Annotated in this window: 16 protein-coding genes; 14 read left to right on the top strand and 2 right to left on the bottom strand. The window is 64.0% G+C overall.

The annotated features are described in order from the left end of the window. Nucleotides 1–80 precede the first annotated feature (80 nt). Entirely contained in the window at nucleotides 81–572 is a 492-nt protein-coding gene (locus tag NKH78_RS24995) for an Lrp/AsnC family transcriptional regulator (protein ID WP_352737341.1), read from the bottom strand. 82 nt (nucleotides 573–654) lie between these two features. Here NKH78_RS24995 and ehuR point away from each other — a divergent pair, with 82 nt between their 5' ends. The 10 genes from ehuR to doeB all read left to right on the top strand — a co-directional run bounded on the left by ehuR (nucleotide 655) and on the right by doeB (nucleotide 10,373). Further along, nucleotides 655–2,040: a MocR-like ectoine utilization transcription factor EhuR gene (gene ehuR, locus NKH78_RS24990; RefSeq protein WP_352737342.1), complete on the top strand. Its 1,386-nt coding sequence runs from the start codon at nucleotides 655–657 to the stop codon at nucleotides 2,038–2,040. 122 nt (nucleotides 2,041–2,162) lie between these two features. Beyond that, nucleotides 2,163–2,948, top strand: a complete 786-nt coding sequence (ehuA, locus tag NKH78_RS24985; protein ID WP_352524912.1) for an ectoine/hydroxyectoine ABC transporter ATP-binding protein EhuA — start codon at nucleotides 2,163–2,165, stop codon at nucleotides 2,946–2,948. A 65-nt stretch (nucleotides 2,949–3,013) separates the two neighbouring features. Continuing rightward, complete coding sequence (ehuB, locus tag NKH78_RS24980; RefSeq protein WP_254819482.1) at nucleotides 3,014–3,865, top strand: ectoine/hydroxyectoine ABC transporter substrate-binding protein EhuB; 852 nt, start codon at nucleotides 3,014–3,016, stop codon at nucleotides 3,863–3,865. A gap of 186 nt (nucleotides 3,866–4,051) precedes the next feature. Continuing rightward, nucleotides 4,052–4,711, top strand: coding sequence for an ectoine/hydroxyectoine ABC transporter permease subunit EhuC (gene ehuC / locus NKH78_RS24975; RefSeq protein ID WP_352507092.1), 660 nt, complete (start codon nucleotides 4,052–4,054; stop codon nucleotides 4,709–4,711). Nucleotides 4,712–4,727: 16 nt separating this feature from the next. Then, nucleotides 4,728–5,387 (top strand): ectoine/hydroxyectoine ABC transporter permease subunit EhuD, encoded by a 660-nt coding sequence (gene ehuD, locus NKH78_RS24970; RefSeq protein WP_254819480.1) that lies wholly within the window; start codon nucleotides 4,728–4,730, stop codon nucleotides 5,385–5,387. Beyond that, a complete protein-coding gene (gene eutA, locus NKH78_RS24965) occupies nucleotides 5,384–6,157 on the top strand; it encodes an ectoine utilization protein EutA (protein WP_352737343.1) in 774 nt (257 codons plus the stop codon). The genes ehuD and eutA overlap by 4 nt, the downstream gene beginning before the upstream one ends. Before the next feature lie 10 nt (nucleotides 6,158–6,167). Continuing rightward, nucleotides 6,168–7,160, top strand: coding sequence for a hydroxyectoine utilization dehydratase EutB (eutB, locus tag NKH78_RS24960; protein ID WP_352737344.1), 993 nt, complete (start codon nucleotides 6,168–6,170; stop codon nucleotides 7,158–7,160). Beyond that, a complete protein-coding gene (locus NKH78_RS24955; protein WP_352778032.1) occupies nucleotides 7,157–8,149 on the top strand; it encodes a cyclodeaminase in 993 nt (330 codons plus the stop codon). The genes eutB and NKH78_RS24955 overlap by 4 nt, the downstream gene beginning before the upstream one ends. Nucleotides 8,150–8,187: 38 nt before the next feature. After that, complete coding sequence (doeA, locus tag NKH78_RS24950; RefSeq protein WP_352737346.1) at nucleotides 8,188–9,366, top strand: ectoine hydrolase DoeA; 1,179 nt, start codon at nucleotides 8,188–8,190, stop codon at nucleotides 9,364–9,366. A gap of 5 nt (nucleotides 9,367–9,371) precedes the next feature. Then, the gene (gene doeB / locus NKH78_RS24945; RefSeq protein ID WP_352737347.1) at nucleotides 9,372–10,373 is read left to right on the top strand and encodes a N(2)-acetyl-L-2,4-diaminobutanoate deacetylase DoeB; all 1,002 of its coding nucleotides are present in this window, start codon (nucleotides 9,372–9,374) and stop codon (nucleotides 10,371–10,373) included. Between the two features lie 99 nt (nucleotides 10,374–10,472). Here doeB and NKH78_RS24940 read toward each other — a convergent pair whose 3' ends face one another. Then, on the bottom strand, nucleotides 10,473–11,132 hold the full coding sequence (locus tag NKH78_RS24940) for a GntR family transcriptional regulator (protein WP_352737393.1): 660 nt from the start codon (nucleotides 11,130–11,132) through the stop codon (nucleotides 10,473–10,475). Nucleotides 11,133–11,454: 322 nt separating this feature from the next. Between NKH78_RS24940 and NKH78_RS24935 the strand changes: the two genes are divergently transcribed. From NKH78_RS24935 to biuH, 4 genes are read left to right on the top strand one after another with little or no spacing between them, the layout of a single operon-like run. Continuing rightward, complete coding sequence (locus NKH78_RS24935) at nucleotides 11,455–12,582, top strand: BMP family ABC transporter substrate-binding protein (RefSeq protein WP_352737348.1); 1,128 nt, start codon at nucleotides 11,455–11,457, stop codon at nucleotides 12,580–12,582. Nucleotides 12,583–12,602: 20 nt separating this feature from the next. After that, the gene (locus tag NKH78_RS24930) at nucleotides 12,603–13,727 is read left to right on the top strand and encodes an ABC transporter permease (protein WP_352778036.1); all 1,125 of its coding nucleotides are present in this window, start codon (nucleotides 12,603–12,605) and stop codon (nucleotides 13,725–13,727) included. Further along, nucleotides 13,727–14,653 (top strand): ABC transporter permease, encoded by a 927-nt coding sequence (locus NKH78_RS24925; protein WP_352737350.1) that lies wholly within the window; start codon nucleotides 13,727–13,729, stop codon nucleotides 14,651–14,653. The genes NKH78_RS24930 and NKH78_RS24925 overlap by 1 nt, the downstream gene beginning before the upstream one ends. 14 nt (nucleotides 14,654–14,667) lie before the next feature. Continuing rightward, a complete protein-coding gene (gene biuH, locus NKH78_RS24920; protein ID WP_352576462.1) occupies nucleotides 14,668–15,369 on the top strand; it encodes a biuret amidohydrolase in 702 nt (233 codons plus the stop codon). Nucleotides 15,370–15,373 lie beyond the last annotated feature (4 nt).

Genomic DNA, 15,373 nt, shown 5'->3' with positions numbered 1-15,373 from the left:
CAAACAGAGAGGCTGTTTGCGTGCCTGCACGTAGAGAGATTGTCTCTATTGCCCTGCCCAGCCAGACGATCTCTCCGGCATCAGGAAGATGCCGGCAACAGATCCACCACTGGCAGCACGCTCTCCTCCTTTACCGTCTTGGTGACGATGTAGGTGAAATAGCGGTCGATGCCGATCTCGCGTTCGAGCAGAGTGTCGACCAGCCGCTGATAGGCGTCGATGTCGCGCGCCATCACCTTCAGCAGGTAATCGACGCCGCCGCCGACAGACCAGCAGGCGACGATCTCGGGGATGTCGCGGATGACGCGCTCGAAGCGGTCGAAATCGGCCTGGCGGTGGCTTGCCAGCGTCACCTCCATCAGCACGGTAGCGACCGGCGAGATGGCGCGCATGGCGATCCTGGCATGGTAGCCCGAGACGATGCCGGCCTTTTCCAGCTTGCGCAGCCGCATCCAGCACGGCGTCGGCGACAGGCCGACCTTCTCGGCCAGCGCCAGCTTGGTGATGCGCCCGTCGCGCTGGATGGCGTCGAGGATCTTGAGATCGATCGGATCGAGTTTCGCTGCAGCCATGATCACCCACTTCCAGTGCCCGACACCATGACGGCGCATTATTTCGATTGTCAATTGCACTGATTTCGATCTCTAATAAGTCATGACATTTTGGCGACCAGATCCCGCTCTTATCCGGCGGCCGGCGTATCAATCGCTCGCCGACCAGTTCGCGCGGGCCATCCATGACGGGCGTCTGGCCAATGGCGCGCGCTTGCCGACGCACCGGCAACTGGCCGACGATCTGAAACTTTCCGTGCAGACGGTCAGCCGCGCCTACGAGGAATTGATCCGCCGCGGGCTGGTTTCCGGCGAGGTCGGCCGCGGCAGCTTCGTGCAGACGCAGCGCCGCGAGCCGGAGCCGCCCTATCTGCCGGAGCGGCTGGGCGAGGTCATCGACCTCTCCATCCTGAAGCCGGTCTGCGAACCGATGCATCTGGAGCGGCTGAGGCAGGCACTGGGCTGGCTCGCCGAAAACCTGCCGTCGAGCTCGGCGCTGTCGTTCAGGCCGAACATGGTGTTCCCGCGCCACCGCGCGGTGGGTGTCGAGTGGCTGCGGCTCTGCGGGCTCGACGCGTCGCCGCAGAACATCAGCCTGACCAACGGCGCCACCGCCGGTATGACGGTAGCGCTGATGAGCGTGGCGCCGCCCGGTTCGACCGTTGCCACCGAAGCGATCGGCCATCACACGCTGATCCCGCTGGCGCGCTATCTCGGCTTCAATCTCGAGGGTCTGCCGATCGACGACAATGGGCTGATCCCGGAAGCGCTCGACGCGGCCTGCCGGCTGTCCGACATCCGCGCCGTGTTCGTGCAGCCCTCGGTGATCAACCCGACGGCAACGCTGATGGATGCCGCCCGGCGCGAGCAGATCGCGGCGGTTGCGCGCAGGCACGACATCGCCATCATCGAGAACGATGTGCTCGGCCCGCTGGTCGAGGACCGGCCGCCGCCGGTCGCGGCGTTTGCCCCCGAGCGCACGCTCTATGTCACCTCCTTCACCAAGATCGTGGTGCCCGGCCTGCGCATCGGCTATCTCGCGGCACCCGATCGTTATGTCGGCGCGGTTGCCAACCGCCACCTGGTCTCGAACTGGATGGCGACTCCGATGGTGGCCGAGATCGCCAGCAAATGGGTGACCGACGGCACCGCGATGGAACTCGTTCGATGGCAGCGCCTGGCTTTGCGGCGGCGTCTGGACATCGCCGCCGAGGTGCTTGCCGGGGTGGATTATCGCGCTCATCGCGACGGGCTTCACGTCTGGCTGCGGCTGCCCGAGGATCGCGGCGAGGAAAGCTTTGTGTCCCAGGCGCGCCTGCAGGGCGTGGCGATTGCGCCCGGCACGTCGTTTCGCATTTCGCAGATGCCTTGGCATCCAGCCGTCCGGATTTCGCTGGGCTCGACCACGGAGGGGGAACTGCGTGCCGGTCTCGGCGTTGTCACAAAGCTTCTGCTCGGCGATCCCGAGCATCTCCTGCTTGCCATCTAGGCAACAAATGGCGGGGAATTGTGCGGAGTTCGAAATATTGTCATGATACTATTTTCTTGATTGACATGATTTGCTGCGATCCGCATCGTTAAAGGCATAGCTTCTCCAGCACGGGAAATTCATTGTCGGCGCCCATCATCAAGATCGACGGCATTTCGAAAAGCTTCGGCACCTTCAAGGTGCTGGACGGCCTCTCGATGCAAGTCATGCCCGGCGAGAAGCTGGCGCTGATCGGCCCATCGGGTTCGGGCAAGACGACGATCCTGCGTATCCTGATGACGCTTGAGCGCATCGACAGCGGCCACATCCAGGTCGATGGCGAACAGCTGTACCACATGGAGCGTAACGGCCGGCTGCTGACGGCCGATGAACGGCATTTGGCAAAGATGCGCCAGAAGATCGGCATGGTCTTCCAACTGTTCAATCTGTTTCCGCACAAATGCGTCATCGACAATGTGACGCTGGCACCGATGCTGACCAAAGGCATGCCGCGGGCCGCCGCCGAAAAGCGGGCGATGGAACTGCTCGACATGGTCGGCATGGTCGACAAGGCCAAAGCGATGCCGGCGCAGCTTTCCGGCGGACAGAAGCAGCGCGTCGCGATTGCGCGCGCGCTGGCGCTGTCGCCGAAGATCATGCTGTTCGACGAGGTCACCTCGGCGCTCGACCCGGAGCTCGTCGACGAGGTCCTCAACGTCATGCGCAAGCTCGCCGCCGAGACCGACATGACCATGCTGCTGGTCACCCACGAGATGGGTTTCGCCCATGACTTCGCCGACCGGGTGCTGTTCTTCGATCGCGGCAGAATAGTCGAGGAAGGCAAGCCCGACGAGATTTTCCGCCATCCCAAACAGGAGCGTACGCAAGGTTTCCTGAAGAAGATCATTGCGGCCGGACATCGGGTCTGACTGCCATGCGAGGCGGCGACGCCTCAAGCAAGCCAAGAAGACAGACAAACAAGGAGTTGGGAACAATGAAGAAATTTGCCATTTTGGCCGGCGTCGCCGGTATTGCGCTGGCGGCGGTGCTGGCCGCCTCGACGGCCGGCTCGGCCGATGACAGCAAGCTCGAAGAGCTCAAGGCGCAAGGCTTTGCCCGCGTCGCTATCGCCAACGAGCCGCCCTATACGGCGGTCGCTGCCGACGGCAAGGTTTCGGGTGCGGCGCCTGACGTTGCCCGTGAAATCTTCAAACGTCTTGGCGTCAACGATATCGTCGCCTCGATCTCGGAATATGGCGCCATGATCCCCGGCTTGCAGGCCGGCCGTTTCGACGTCGTCACCGCCGGCCTGTTCATGAAGCCGGAACGTTGCGCTGCGGTCGCCTATTCGGAACCGGTGCTGTGCGACGCCGAGGCGATGCTGGTGAAGAAGGGCAACCCGAAAGGCTTCAAGAGCTACGAGGACGTCGCCAAGGACACCAGCGCGACGATCGGCGCACCGGGTGGCGGCACCGAGGAAAAGCTGGCGCTAACCGCAGGTGTGCCGCGCGAGCGCGTCATCGTCGTGCCGGACGGCCAGAGCGGCCTGAAGATGCTGCAGGACGGCCGCATCGATGCTTATTCACTGCCCGTGCTGTCGATCAACGACCTGGTCAAGAAAGCCAATGATCCGAACCTCGAAGTCATCGCGCCGGTGGTCGGTGCGCCGGTCTATTGCGACGGCGCAGCCTTCAAGAAGGGCGACGAAGCGCTGCGCGACGCCTATGATGTCGAGCTGGCGAAACTGAAGAAGTCCGGCGAGTTCGCCAAGATCATCGAGCCTTACGGTTTCTCGGCGGCGGCGGCAATGTCGACGAGCCGCGACAAGCTCTGCTCGGCGAAATAGGCGGGTCTTCCTTCTCCCCGTTCACGGAGAGACGGAGGCCCGAAGGGCCGGATGAGGGGCAGCACAAAGTTCTGCCAAGCTGGCTCTGCCCCTCATCTGCCTGCCGGCATCTTTTTCCCGTGAACGGGGAGAAGGAGGCTGAAGCCAACGTCTCGCTGGACATTCAACGCGGAAACTCTCGACCCAATGACCCAATGGTCCGGCTATTTCGGCCTGATATTGCAAGGAGCACTCGTCACCATCGAGTTGACGCTGATGGGGTCGGTGCTGGCCTTGGTCATGGCCTTTCTTGCCGGGCTGGGGCGGCTGTCGCGGTTCTTCGTGCTGCGCGCGCTGGCCACCGCCTATATCGAGTTCTTCCGCGGCACCTCGATCTTCGTGCAGCTGTTCTGGGCCTATTTCGTGCTGCCTTTCGCCGGCATTTCGCTGACGCCGCTGCAGGCCGGCGTGCTGGCGCTGGGCCTCAATGTCGGCGCTTATGCGGCGGAAGTCGTGCGCGGCGCCATCAAGTCGATCGGCCGCGAACAATATGAGGCCTGCACCGCGCTCAATCTCGGCCGCTGGCAAGCCATGCGCCATATCATCCTGCCGCAAGCGCTTTTGGTGATGCTGCCGACCTTCGGCAACAACGCCATCGAGCTGCTCAAGGCCACCGCCGTCGTTTCGTTGATCTCGCTTGCAGACCTGACCTTCCAGGCGCAGGTGGTTCGCTCGCAAACCGGCAATACACTGGTGCCGTTCAGCACCATCCTCGTCATCTATTTCGTTCTGGCGCTGCTCATCTCCTGGGGCGTGCGGTCGCTGGAACGCCGTATGGCTCGTGGCCTGGACGGGGTCCGCCTATGATGGATCGGGCCTGCTAATGGAATGGGATTGGGATTTTGTCCGGCAGATCCTGCCGACGCTGATCGAGGGAGTGAAGATCACCATCCTGGCGACGCTGCTCGGCTCGGTGCTGGCGGCCGTCGTCGGGCTGGGCATTGCGTTGGCGCGCCGTTCGCCGAACCGGGCCCTGTCGCGCACCGTCGGTTTCGTTGCCGAGTTCATCCGTGGCACGCCGCTGTTGGTGCAGCTCTATTTCATCTTCTACGTGCTGCCGGATTTCGGCGTCCTGTTGCCGCCGTTGGTGGCGGGCGTCATCGGTCTCGGACTGCATTACGGCACTTACACGGCCGAGGTCTACCGCGCCGGCATCGACAATGTGCCGCGCGGCCAATGGGAAGCGGCCAAGGCCTGCAATCTGAATGCCACACAGACCTGGACGCACATCATCATTCCGCAGGCGATCCCGCCGATGATCCCGGCGCTTGCCAATTATTTCATCGCCATGTTCAAAGAGACGCCGCTGCTGTCGGCGATCACCGTGCTGGAACTGATGAACCAGGCCAAGAGCGTCGCCAACACCTATTATCGGTATATCGAACCGATCACCTTGGTCGGCGCTTTCTTCCTCGCCATCAGCCTGTTCTCGGTGGTGTTGCTGCGCTGGCTGGAACACCGTTATGGGCGGATCGAACGATGAGCGCTGCACCCGATATCCGCCTGCGCTCGGTCCGGCCGCCGCTCGATGCGCGTCCGCTGGAAAAGCGGGTCGGCCTGATCATCCTTGCCACCGACCATACCAGCGAACCGGATTTTCACCGCATGGTGGCAAGCGATCGTATCGGCATCTATGTCGCGCGTATTCCCTATGCCAACCCGACGACGCCGGACAATTTGCGCAAGATGCAGCCGTCACTGACGGCGGCCGCGGCCCTCATCCTGCCCGACGAGCCGCTCGACGCGATCTGCTATTCCTGCACCTCGGCCTCCGTCGTGATCGGCGATGCCGAAATCGAGGCGGCGGTGCAGGCCGCCAAGCCCGGCGCGCCGGTGGTCACGCCGCCGATGGCCGGGATGCGCGGCCTGAAGGCGCTGGGCGCCAGGACGATCAGCATCCTTACCCCTTATACGGTCGAGACCAGCCGGCCGATGGCGACCTATTTCACCGAGCATGGTTTCGAAATCGCCAGCTTCACTTGCCTCGGCTTCGAGGATGATCGCGAGATGGCGCGGATTGTGCCGAAATCCTTGGTCGATCTGGCCCGTGATGCGATGGCCTCGCAGGCCGACGCGCTGTTCGTGTCCTGCACGGCGCTGCGGTCGGCGGCGGCAGTTGTCGGCATGGAAGAGGCTATCGGCCGCCCCGTCGTCACCAGCAACCAGGCGACGGCCTGGAATTGCCTGCGGCTTTGCGACGACGACGAGCCGCGCCCTGAATTCGGCCGTCTGATGACGCTGCCGTTGAACTGATTGATGAGCCATGACCGCTTCCCAGATAAGCCTCCCCGATATCCGCGCCGCGCGCGAGCGCATCGCAGAAAAGATCGAACGTACGCCGACCGTTCCTTCCCGGAGTCTTTCCCAGCACTTGGACGCTCCTGTTTATCTCAAGCTCGAACATCGGCAGACCACCGGCGCCTTCAAGCTGCGCGGTGCCTCGAACGCTATCGCTTCGCTGACAGAAGAGGAGAGGGCGCGCGGCGTCGTCGCCGCCTCGACCGGCAACCACGGCCGGGCGCTTGCCTATGCCGCACAACTGCAAGGCATCCACGCGACGATCTGCATGTCGCGGCTGGTGCCGCAGAACAAGCTCGACGAGATCCGCCGGCTCGGCGCCGAGATCCGCATCGTCGGCAACAGCCAGGACGATGCGCAGCGGGAGGTCGAACGGCTGGTCGCGGAAGACGGGCTGATCATGCTGCCGCCCTTCGACCATCCTGCCATTGTCGCCGGGCAAGGCACGCTCGGGCTGGAGATCATCGAACAGGTTCCTGATGCCGCCCTTGTGCTGGTGCCGCTGTCTGGCGGTGGACTGGCGGCGGGCGTTGCCGCTGCCGTCAAGGGCGTCAGCCCGGCGACGAAGGTGATGGGCGTTTCAATGGCGCGCGGTGCGGCGATGAAGGCGAGCCTCGACGCCGGGCATCCGGTGCTGGTCGAGGAACTGCCGACGCTGGCGGACTCGCTCGGCGGCGGCATCGGCCTCGACAACCGGCTGACCTTCTCGATGTGTCGCGACTTGCTCGACGATGTGATCCTGCTCAGCGAGGACGAGATCGCCACCGGCATCCGCCATGCCTATGAACAGGAGCGCGAGATCGTCGAAGGCGCCGGCGCGGTCGGCATCGCAGCCGTGCTTGCCGGCAAGGTCAGGGCGAGCGGCCCGACGGTGCTCGTGCTGTCCGGCCGCAACATCGACATGGCACTGCACCGCAAGATCATCTGCGGCGAAGCAATTGCGGAGAGCGCAGCATGAGCCGGATGACGATCCTCACCGAAGCTGAATTGCGCAAGATCGTGAAGCTCGATCTTGATGCCGTCGCCTGCGTCGAGAACGCGTTTCGGGCGCTCGCTACCTTGCCGGTGGCGATGCCGCCGATCCTGCGGCTGGACATTCCAGAGCATCGCGGCGAGGTCGACGTCAAGACCGCCTATGTGCCGGGCATCGACGGTTTGGCGATCAAGATCAGCCCAGGTTTCTTCGACAATCCGAAGCTCGGCCTGCCCAGCGTCAACGGCATGATGGTGCTGCTGTCGTCCAAAACCGGATTGGTCGAGGCGCTGCTGCTCGACAATGGCTATCTCACCGACATCCGCACCGCCGCCGCCGGTGCGGTCGCCGCCAAACATCTGTCGCGGGCGGACTCCTCCGTTGCCGCGATCTTCGGCGCCGGTGTTCAGGCCGGACTGCAGCTCGAGGCGCTGATGCTGGTGCGGCCAATCACGGAAGCCCGCATTTGGGCAAGGGATGCCGCCAAGGCCGAAGCTGCGGCAGACGCATTGTCCGAAAGACTGGGCATCGCCGTTCACGCCGAGCCCGACGCGGCAAAGGCTGCGGCCGATGCCGACGTCATCGTCACCACGACGCCGTCGACCGAGCCGCTGATCAAGCCCGGCTTCGTCTCCGCCGGCCAGCATATCACTGCCATGGGCTCGGATGCCGAGCACAAGAACGAGATCGCGCCGGCGATCCTGCGCATGGCCGATCTCTACGTCGCCGATAGCGCCAAGCAGACGCGGCGCCTGGGCGAACTGCACCATGCTATCGCGGCGGGCGTGATGGGGGCCGATGCCGAAATCACCGAGCTTGGCCACATCATCGCCGGCGAAGGGCATGGCCGGCGCTCGGACAGCGACATCACCATTGCCGATCTGACGGGCACAGGCGTGCAGGACACGGCAATCGCCACGCTCGCCCGCGACCGGGCGCGTGCGGCCAAGACCGGTACGATTTTCGAAAGCTGATGCTGGCCGCAAGGCCCAACAAACGAGGACCAAGAACAATGCAGCCAAATTTGAAATTCTCGCGGGGTGAATATGCGGAGCGCCTCGCCAAGACGCGGAAGGCGATGGAGGCCAAGGGCGTCGATCTGCTGATTGTCAGCGATCCGTCCAACATGGCCTGGCTGACCGGCTATGACGGCTGGTCGTTCTATGTGCACCAGGCCGTCATCGTGCCGCCGTCGGGCGAGCCGGTGTGGTACGGGCGCGGCCAGGACGCCAACGGCGCCAAGCGCACCGCCTATCTCGCGCACGACAACATCGTCGGCTATGCCGACAACTACGTGCAGTCGACCGAGCGCCATCCGATGGATTTTCTGTCCGGCGTGCTCTCCGATCGCGGCTGGGGGAAGCTCAGCATCGGTGTCGAGATGGATAATTACTGGTTCTCCGCCGCTGCCTTCGCATCGCTGCAGAAGCACTTGCCCAATGCCCGCTTCGTCGATGCCACGGCGCTGGTCAATTGGCAGCGCGCGGTGAAGAGCCCGACCGAAATCGACTACATGCGCAAAGCCGCCCGCATCGTCGAAGCGATGCACCAGCGCATCGTCGACAAAATCGAAGTCGGCATGCGCAAATGCGACCTGGTCGCCGAGATCTACGATGCCGGCACGCGCGGCGTCGACGGCGTCGGCGGCGACTATCCGGCGATCGTGCCGCTGCTGCCGTCGGGCGCCGACGCATCGGCGCCGCACCTGACCTGGGACGACCGGCCGATGAAATCGGGCGAGGGTACCTTCTTCGAGATCGCCGGCTGCTACAACCGCTATCACTGCCCGCTGTCGCGCACCGTTTTCCTCGGCAAGCCGACGCAGGAGTTCCTCGACGCCGAAAAGGCGACGCTGGAAGGCATGGAGGCGGGACTTGCCGCCGCAAAGCCCGGCAACACATGCGAGGACATCGCCAACGCCTTCTTCGCGGTGCTGAAGAGATACGGCATCGTCAAGGACAACCGTACCGGCTACCCGATCGGGCTTAGCTATCCGCCGGACTGGGGCGAACGCACGATGAGCCTGCGCCCAGGCGACCGCACCGAGTTGAAGCCCGGTATGACCTTCCATTTCATGACCGGCCTGTGGCTCGAGACGATGGGCTTGGAAATCACCGAATCCATCCTGATCACCGAGACGGGCGTCGAGTGCCTGGCGAATGTGCCGCGCAAACTGGTGGTGAAGAATTGAGCCCGATGTCCAGCCTTCGCCCGTCACCGATCACGCCGACCGTCGATTTCGAGCGCGACGGCGTGCAGCACGGTTTCCTGCGCCTGCCTTACAGCCGCGACGATTCCGCCTGGGGATCGGTGATGATCCCGATCTGCGTCATCCGCAACGGCAAGGGGCCGAGCGCGTTGCTGACCGGCGGCAATCATGGCGACGAGTATGAGGGGCCGCTGGCGCTCTACAATCTCGCCCGTACGCTCGACCCGAAGCAAGTCAGCGGCACGGTCATCATCGTGCCGGCGATGAATTATCCGGCGTTCCGCGCCGGCACCCGCACCTCGCCGATCGACAAGGGCAATCTCAACCGCAGCTTTCCCGGCCGGCCCGACGGCACGGTGACCGAGAAGATCGCCGATTATTTCCAGCGCGAACTTCTGCCTCGCACCGACATCGCGCTCGACTTCCATTCCGGCGGCAAGACGCTCGACTTCGTGCCGTTCTGCGCCGCCCACATCCGACCTGACAAGGTGCTGGAAGCGAAAGGGTTCGCGGCGGTCGAAGCGTTCTCCGCGCCCTGGTCGATGAAGATGCTGGAGATCGATGCGGTCGGCATGTTCGACACTGCCGCCGAGGAGATGGGCAAGCTGTTCATCACAACCGAACTCGGTGGCGGCGGGACTTCGCGCGCGGAAACGGTGCGGATCGCCCGTCGGGGCGTGCTCAACGTGCTGCGCCATGCCGGCATCGTCGCCGGCGCGGTCGAGATGCAGCCAACCCGCTGGCTCGACATGCCGTCCGGCGATTGCTTCTCGTTCGCCGAGGACGACGGGATGATCGAAACGATGATCGATCTCGGCGAGCCAGTGGCAGAGAACCAGGTGCTGGCACGTATCCATTCCATAGGCCGCACCGGCGGCGCTCCGCAGGAGATCCGGGCCAAAATGTCCGGTCTGCTGGCGGCGCGGCATTTTCCGGGGCTGGTCAAGGCCGGCGACTGCGCTGCCGTGGTCGCCGTGCTGGTCGATTGAGGGCTAGAGCGGGATGCGTTCAACGGCCATCCCGCTCTTATCTGTTTGTTTAGCCGCATTTTCTGCGACGCCAAGTGATCCCCTTGGCTGCAAAATGCTCTAGGAAGCCGATGTCGGGACCGGCTCGGCCTTGCCTTTGGGGCGATCGCCGATGGCAAAGACGGCGCTCGCCTCGCTGACGATCGAGACATGATCCTTGGCGGCTGTTCCGGCGGCCGTACTGTCGCCGCGCATGATTGCGGTGACGATGGCGTCATGTTCCTGCCATGACTGGGCCAGCCGGCCGGGCAGCATGAACTGCGCGCGCCGGAACGGCGCCAGGCGGCTGCGGGTCATGACGGTCAGTTCATAAATGTGCTTGCTGTGCGCGCCGCGATAGAGCCGGGTGTGGAATTGGGTGTTGAAAAGCTCATACTCTTCTTCGGCTCCGAGCTGCACCAAGCGCGCCGAGGCCTGGTGCTCGGCCTCCAGCGTGCGGCGCTCGCCCGCCGTCATGCGCTCTGCCGAGAACCGCGCGCAGATCGCTTCAAGCTCGGCCATGCTCTCGAACATCGAGGCGAGGTGCTCCTGCGTCACCACGGCGACGGTGGCGCCGCGGTTCGGCCGCCTTTCGACCAGTCCCATAGCACTGAGCCGGCCTAGTGCTTCCCTGATCGGCGTGCGTGAGACGTCGAAGCGGGCGGCGAGCGAGGCTTCGTCGAGTTTTTCGCCGGGACGCAGGAAACCGGTGACGATCCGGTCGCTGATCGCCCTCACCATCTGATCGACGGTCGTGCCCGACCTGATCAAATTGCGCTTTCCCGACACGTCTCCTCCGTCCAGTCTTTTCGCTAGAGCCGCAAGCCACTCACCGGCTTCGATTCCTCCGCAGCTCTGTATGCCTATGTTTTAGCCTTCATGTCAAATTGGCGATTTTGAAGGCAAAAAGTGTATGCAATTGCTCCGGCTTTGTGCAGTCCACATCGGCACGCTCATTGATATTGCTGAATAAATCCAATTTCTGAAACTGGCATGCTGATTGCATACACTTCTTTCATTGAGGTGTTAACCGGCCCCAAAGGCCCCATAGAGGGAGCATTCAATGTCCGAGAAATTCATGCTTAGCCGTCGCGAGCTGCTCAAGACCTCCGCCGTCGGAGCGGCGCTAGGTCTTGCGTCCGCGTCGTTTCCGATCAGCAGGGCCTTCGCCGCGACGGCCACGGTCGGCTTCATCTATGTCGGGCCAAAGGACGATTACGGCTACAACCAGGCGCATGCCGAAGGCGCTGCCACGCTGAAGGCGATCGCAGGCATTTCCGTGGTCGAAGAGGAGAACGTGCCTGAGACCGTCGACGTCCAGAAGACGATGGAATCGATGATCAATCTCGACGGCGCGTCGCTGATCTTCCCGACCTCGTTCGGCTATTTCGATCCGCACATGCTCGCCATGTGCGCGAAATTCCCCGACGTTCAGTTCCGCCATTGCGGCGGCATGTGGAGCAAGGACAAGCATCCGATGAATGCCGGCTCCTATTTCGGCTATATCGGCATGGGCCAGTATCTGAACGGCGTCGTCGCTGGTCACACCAGCAAGACCAAGAAGCTCGGCTTCGTCGCGGCAAAGCCGATCCCGCAGGTGCTGCTCAACATCAATTCCTTCCTGCTCGGCGCGCGCTCGGTCGACCCGACCATCACCTGCCAGGTGATCTTCACCGGCGAGTGGTCACTGGCGGTCAAGGAGGCGGAGGCCGCCAATGCGCTGGTCGACCAGGGTGCCGACGTCATCACCTGTCATGTCGACAGCCCCAAGGTGGTGGTCGAGACGGCGGCCGGGCGTAGCGCCTTCGTCTGCGGCTATCATGCCAACCAGAGCCCCCTGGCGCCGGAAAAATACCTGACCGGCGCGGAATGGAACTGGGCCAAGGTCTACAAGATGTTCGTCGACGATCTGGTGGCCGGCACACCGCTGCCCAATTTCACGCGCGGCGGCCTGGCCGACGGCTTCGTCAAGATGAGCCCGCTCGGCCCCGCCGTCGGCGATGCCGCCCGCAAGCAGTTCGACGGCACGCTGGCCGAAATGATGAAAGGCGGATTTTCCGTCATCAAGGGTCCGCTGAAGAGCAACAAGGGCGTCGTCGTCGCGACCGAGGGCCAAGCCTTCGTCGAGACCGCGCTCGAACTCGAAAGCATGGACTACCTGGTCGAGGGCGTCGTCGGTTCGACCGCCTGAACCGGATCGGAGACGGGGCCATGGCAGACACGGTCGGCACTGCGGGCGCACCGGCGCTGTTTGGCGCCAGGAATTATCCGGCGGCGCTCGAATGGGCGGCGCGGCGGGCGGAAGCCTTCGTCATACCGCTCGCGGCGCTGATCGTCGGCATGGCGCTGTTCAGCGTGTTCATCGCGCTGGTCGGCAAATCGCCGGTGCAACTCTACGAGACGATGTGGCGTGGCGGCTTCGGCTCGTGGTTCTCGATCCAGAACTCGCTGTCGCGGGCAGCACCGCTCTTATTGGCAGCGCTCTGCGTGGCGCTGCCCGCACGACTTGGCCTTGTCGTCATCGGCGGCGAAGGCGCGATCGTGCTGGGCGGTGTTGCCGCCGCCGCCATCGGCGTGGCAGTGAATGGCGCGCCGGCTTTTCTGGTCATCCTGCTGATGGTCGTGGCGGGCGTGGTCGCCGGCGGCATCTGGGTCGGTGCCGTCGGCGCACTCCGCCACTACCGCGCCGTCAACGAAACCATCTCCAGCCTGCTGATGGCCTATATCGCCATCGCGGTGATGAACCATCTGGTCGAAGGGCCGCTGCGCGATCCGGCCTCGCTCAACAAACCCTCGACCGAGCCGCTGGCGGATACCTACCGCATCGGCAACATTCCAGGCATGGACGTGCACTGGGGCCTTGTCCTCGGTATCGTCGCCTGCGTCCTGTCCTGGCTGCTGATCGAAAAGACGCGCTGGGGGTTTGCCGCCCGCATTGCCGGCGGCAATGTCAGGGCGGCCCAGGTGCAGGGGCTTGCCGTCGGGCCGCTGATCGTCGGCTTCACCGGGCTCGCCGGCGGCTTTGCCGGGCTAGCCGGCATGCTGGAGGTCGGCGCGGTGCAAGGCAGCGCCAACGCCTCGCTCGCCGCCGGCTACGGCTATACGGGCATCCTCGTCGCCTTCCTCGCCCGCCACAATCCGCTCGCCATCATCCCGGTCGCTTTCCTGCTCGGCGGCATCGGCGCTTCCGGCGGGCTGATCCAGCGCCGCATGGACCTGCCCGACGCCACCGTGCTGGTGCTGCAGGGCATGCTCTTCGTCGTCATCCTGTTTAGCGAAACCTTTTACGGCCGCTTCAAGGTCTTCAATCCCGATCTGTGGAAGAGGGGCTCCTGATGGACGCGACCGAGATCGGCCTGTGGGGCGTGCCGCTCGCCATTCTCGGCGGCGCCATCCGCGTTTCGACGCCCTTCATCTTCGTCTCGCTTGGCGAAGCCATCACCGAGCGCTCCGGCCGCATCAATCTCGGCCTCGAAGGCACGCTGGTCTTCGGTGCCATGACCGCCTATGCCGTCGCGGTGATGACCGGCTCGCCATGGCTCGGCCTGCTGGCTGCCGCAGGTGCCGGTCTTTGCTTCGGGCTGTTCCACGGCTGGATCTGCAAATTCCGCGGGGTGAACGACATCGCCATCGGCATCGCGCTGATGCTGTTCGGCTCCGGTCTCGCCTTCTTCTTCGGCAAGCCGTTCATCCAGCCCTCGGCACCAGACCTGCCGGCCATCGCCTTCGGTGGCTGGTCGAATATCCCGCAGGTGCAGGCGGCGCTCAACGTCAACATCCTGTTCCTGATTGGTGCGGCACTTGCCGTGTTTCTGTGGTGGGCGTTCCGCAACACGCGTGCCGGCCTGATCGTGCGCGTCGTCGGCGACAGCTCCGATGCGGCGCGCGCCATGGGCCTCAATCCCAACACCGTGCGCCTGCTTGCGACAGGTGTCGGCGGTGCGCTCGCCGGCATCGGCGGCGCCTATCTGTCGCTCTACTATCCCGGCAGCTGGACCGAACGCATCTCGTCGGGGCAGGGGCTGATGGCGGTGGCGCTGGTCATCTTCGCGCGCTGGAATCCGCTTGGCTGCTTTGCCGCGGCACTATTGTTCGGCGGTGCGGGCGCGCTGGGCCCGGCACTGCAATCGGTCGGGGTGACGCAGGGCTACTATCTCTTCTACGCCGCGCCTTACATCCTCACGCTCATCATCATGATCGCCACCTCGTCGCCGAGCCGCTCGCTTGCCGGCGCGCCGGGCGAATTGTCGATCACCAAATGACTGGAGTTTTTCCGATGAACGCCAGAGCCGAGATCACCCAGCGCTACATCGATGCCGATCCCTATCCATGGCCCTATAATGGCGAGCTGCGGCCAGACAATACGGCGCTGATCATCATCGATATGCAGACCGATTTCTGCGGGCCGGGCGGCTATGTCGATCATATGGGCTACGATCTTTCGCTGGTGCGGGCGCCGATCGAGCCGATCAAGTCGGTGCTCGCAGCCATGCGGGCCAAGGGCTACACCATCATCCACACGCGCGAGGGCCACCGGCCCGATCTCGCCGACCTGCCGGCCAACAAGCGCTGGCGCTCGCGCCGCATCAATGCCGGCATCGGCGACCCCGGGCCTTGCGGGCGCATCCTCGTGCGCGGCGAACCCGGCTGGGACATCATCCCCGACCTCTATCCGGCGGCTGGCGAGCCGATCATCGACAAGCCGGGCAAGGGCTCGTTCTGCGCCACCGACCTGGAGCTGATCCTGCACCAGCGCGGCATCGAAAACATCGTGCTGACCGGCATCACCACCGATGTCTGCGTCCACACGACGATGCGCGAGGCCAATGATCGCGGCTTTGAATGCGTGATGCTGGAGGATTGCTGCGGCGCGACCGATTACGGCAACCATCTCGCCGCGATCAAGATGATCAAGATGCAGGGCGGCGTGTTCGGCGCGGTGTCGAATTCGGCATCCTTCGTCGCGCAGCTGCCGTGAGGAC

Source organism: Mesorhizobium sp. M0910, assembly GCF_040319465.1.
Classification (GTDB): domain Bacteria; phylum Pseudomonadota; class Alphaproteobacteria; order Rhizobiales; family Rhizobiaceae; genus Mesorhizobium.
This window is presented reverse-complemented; position numbering and strand designations above follow the sequence as displayed.

What these genes read in the sequence shown, in the direction of transcription:
- NKH78_RS24930 (WP_352778036.1), top strand. Translation starts at nt 12,603, where the DNA reads ATGGCAGACACGGTCGGCACTGCGGGCGCACCGGCGCTGTTTGGCGCC.
- NKH78_RS24925 (WP_352737350.1), top strand. Translation starts at nt 13,727, where the DNA reads ATGGACGCGACCGAGATCGGCCTGTGGGGCGTGCCGCTCGCCATTCTC.
- eutB (WP_352737344.1), top strand. Translation starts at nt 6,168, where the DNA reads ATGACCGCTTCCCAGATAAGCCTCCCCGATATCCGCGCCGCGCGCGAG.
- eutA (WP_352737343.1), top strand. Translation starts at nt 5,384, where the DNA reads ATGAGCGCTGCACCCGATATCCGCCTGCGCTCGGTCCGGCCGCCGCTC.
- NKH78_RS24940 (WP_352737393.1), bottom strand. Translation starts at nt 11,132, where the DNA reads ATGGTGAGGGCGATCAGCGACCGGATCGTCACCGGTTTCCTGCGTCCC.
- ehuR (WP_352737342.1), top strand. Translation starts at nt 655, where the DNA reads ATGACATTTTGGCGACCAGATCCCGCTCTTATCCGGCGGCCGGCGTAT.
- NKH78_RS24955 (WP_352778032.1), top strand. Translation starts at nt 7,157, where the DNA reads ATGAGCCGGATGACGATCCTCACCGAAGCTGAATTGCGCAAGATCGTG.
- NKH78_RS24995 (WP_352737341.1), bottom strand. Translation starts at nt 572, where the DNA reads ATGGCTGCAGCGAAACTCGATCCGATCGATCTCAAGATCCTCGACGCC.
- ehuD (WP_254819480.1), top strand. Translation starts at nt 4,728, where the DNA reads ATGGAATGGGATTGGGATTTTGTCCGGCAGATCCTGCCGACGCTGATC.
- ehuC (WP_352507092.1), top strand. Translation starts at nt 4,052, where the DNA reads ATGACCCAATGGTCCGGCTATTTCGGCCTGATATTGCAAGGAGCACTC.
- doeB (WP_352737347.1), top strand. Translation starts at nt 9,372, where the DNA reads ATGTCCAGCCTTCGCCCGTCACCGATCACGCCGACCGTCGATTTCGAG.
- ehuB (WP_254819482.1), top strand. Translation starts at nt 3,014, where the DNA reads ATGAAGAAATTTGCCATTTTGGCCGGCGTCGCCGGTATTGCGCTGGCG.
- doeA (WP_352737346.1), top strand. Translation starts at nt 8,188, where the DNA reads ATGCAGCCAAATTTGAAATTCTCGCGGGGTGAATATGCGGAGCGCCTC.
- biuH (WP_352576462.1), top strand. Translation starts at nt 14,668, where the DNA reads ATGAACGCCAGAGCCGAGATCACCCAGCGCTACATCGATGCCGATCCC.
- NKH78_RS24935 (WP_352737348.1), top strand. Translation starts at nt 11,455, where the DNA reads ATGTCCGAGAAATTCATGCTTAGCCGTCGCGAGCTGCTCAAGACCTCC.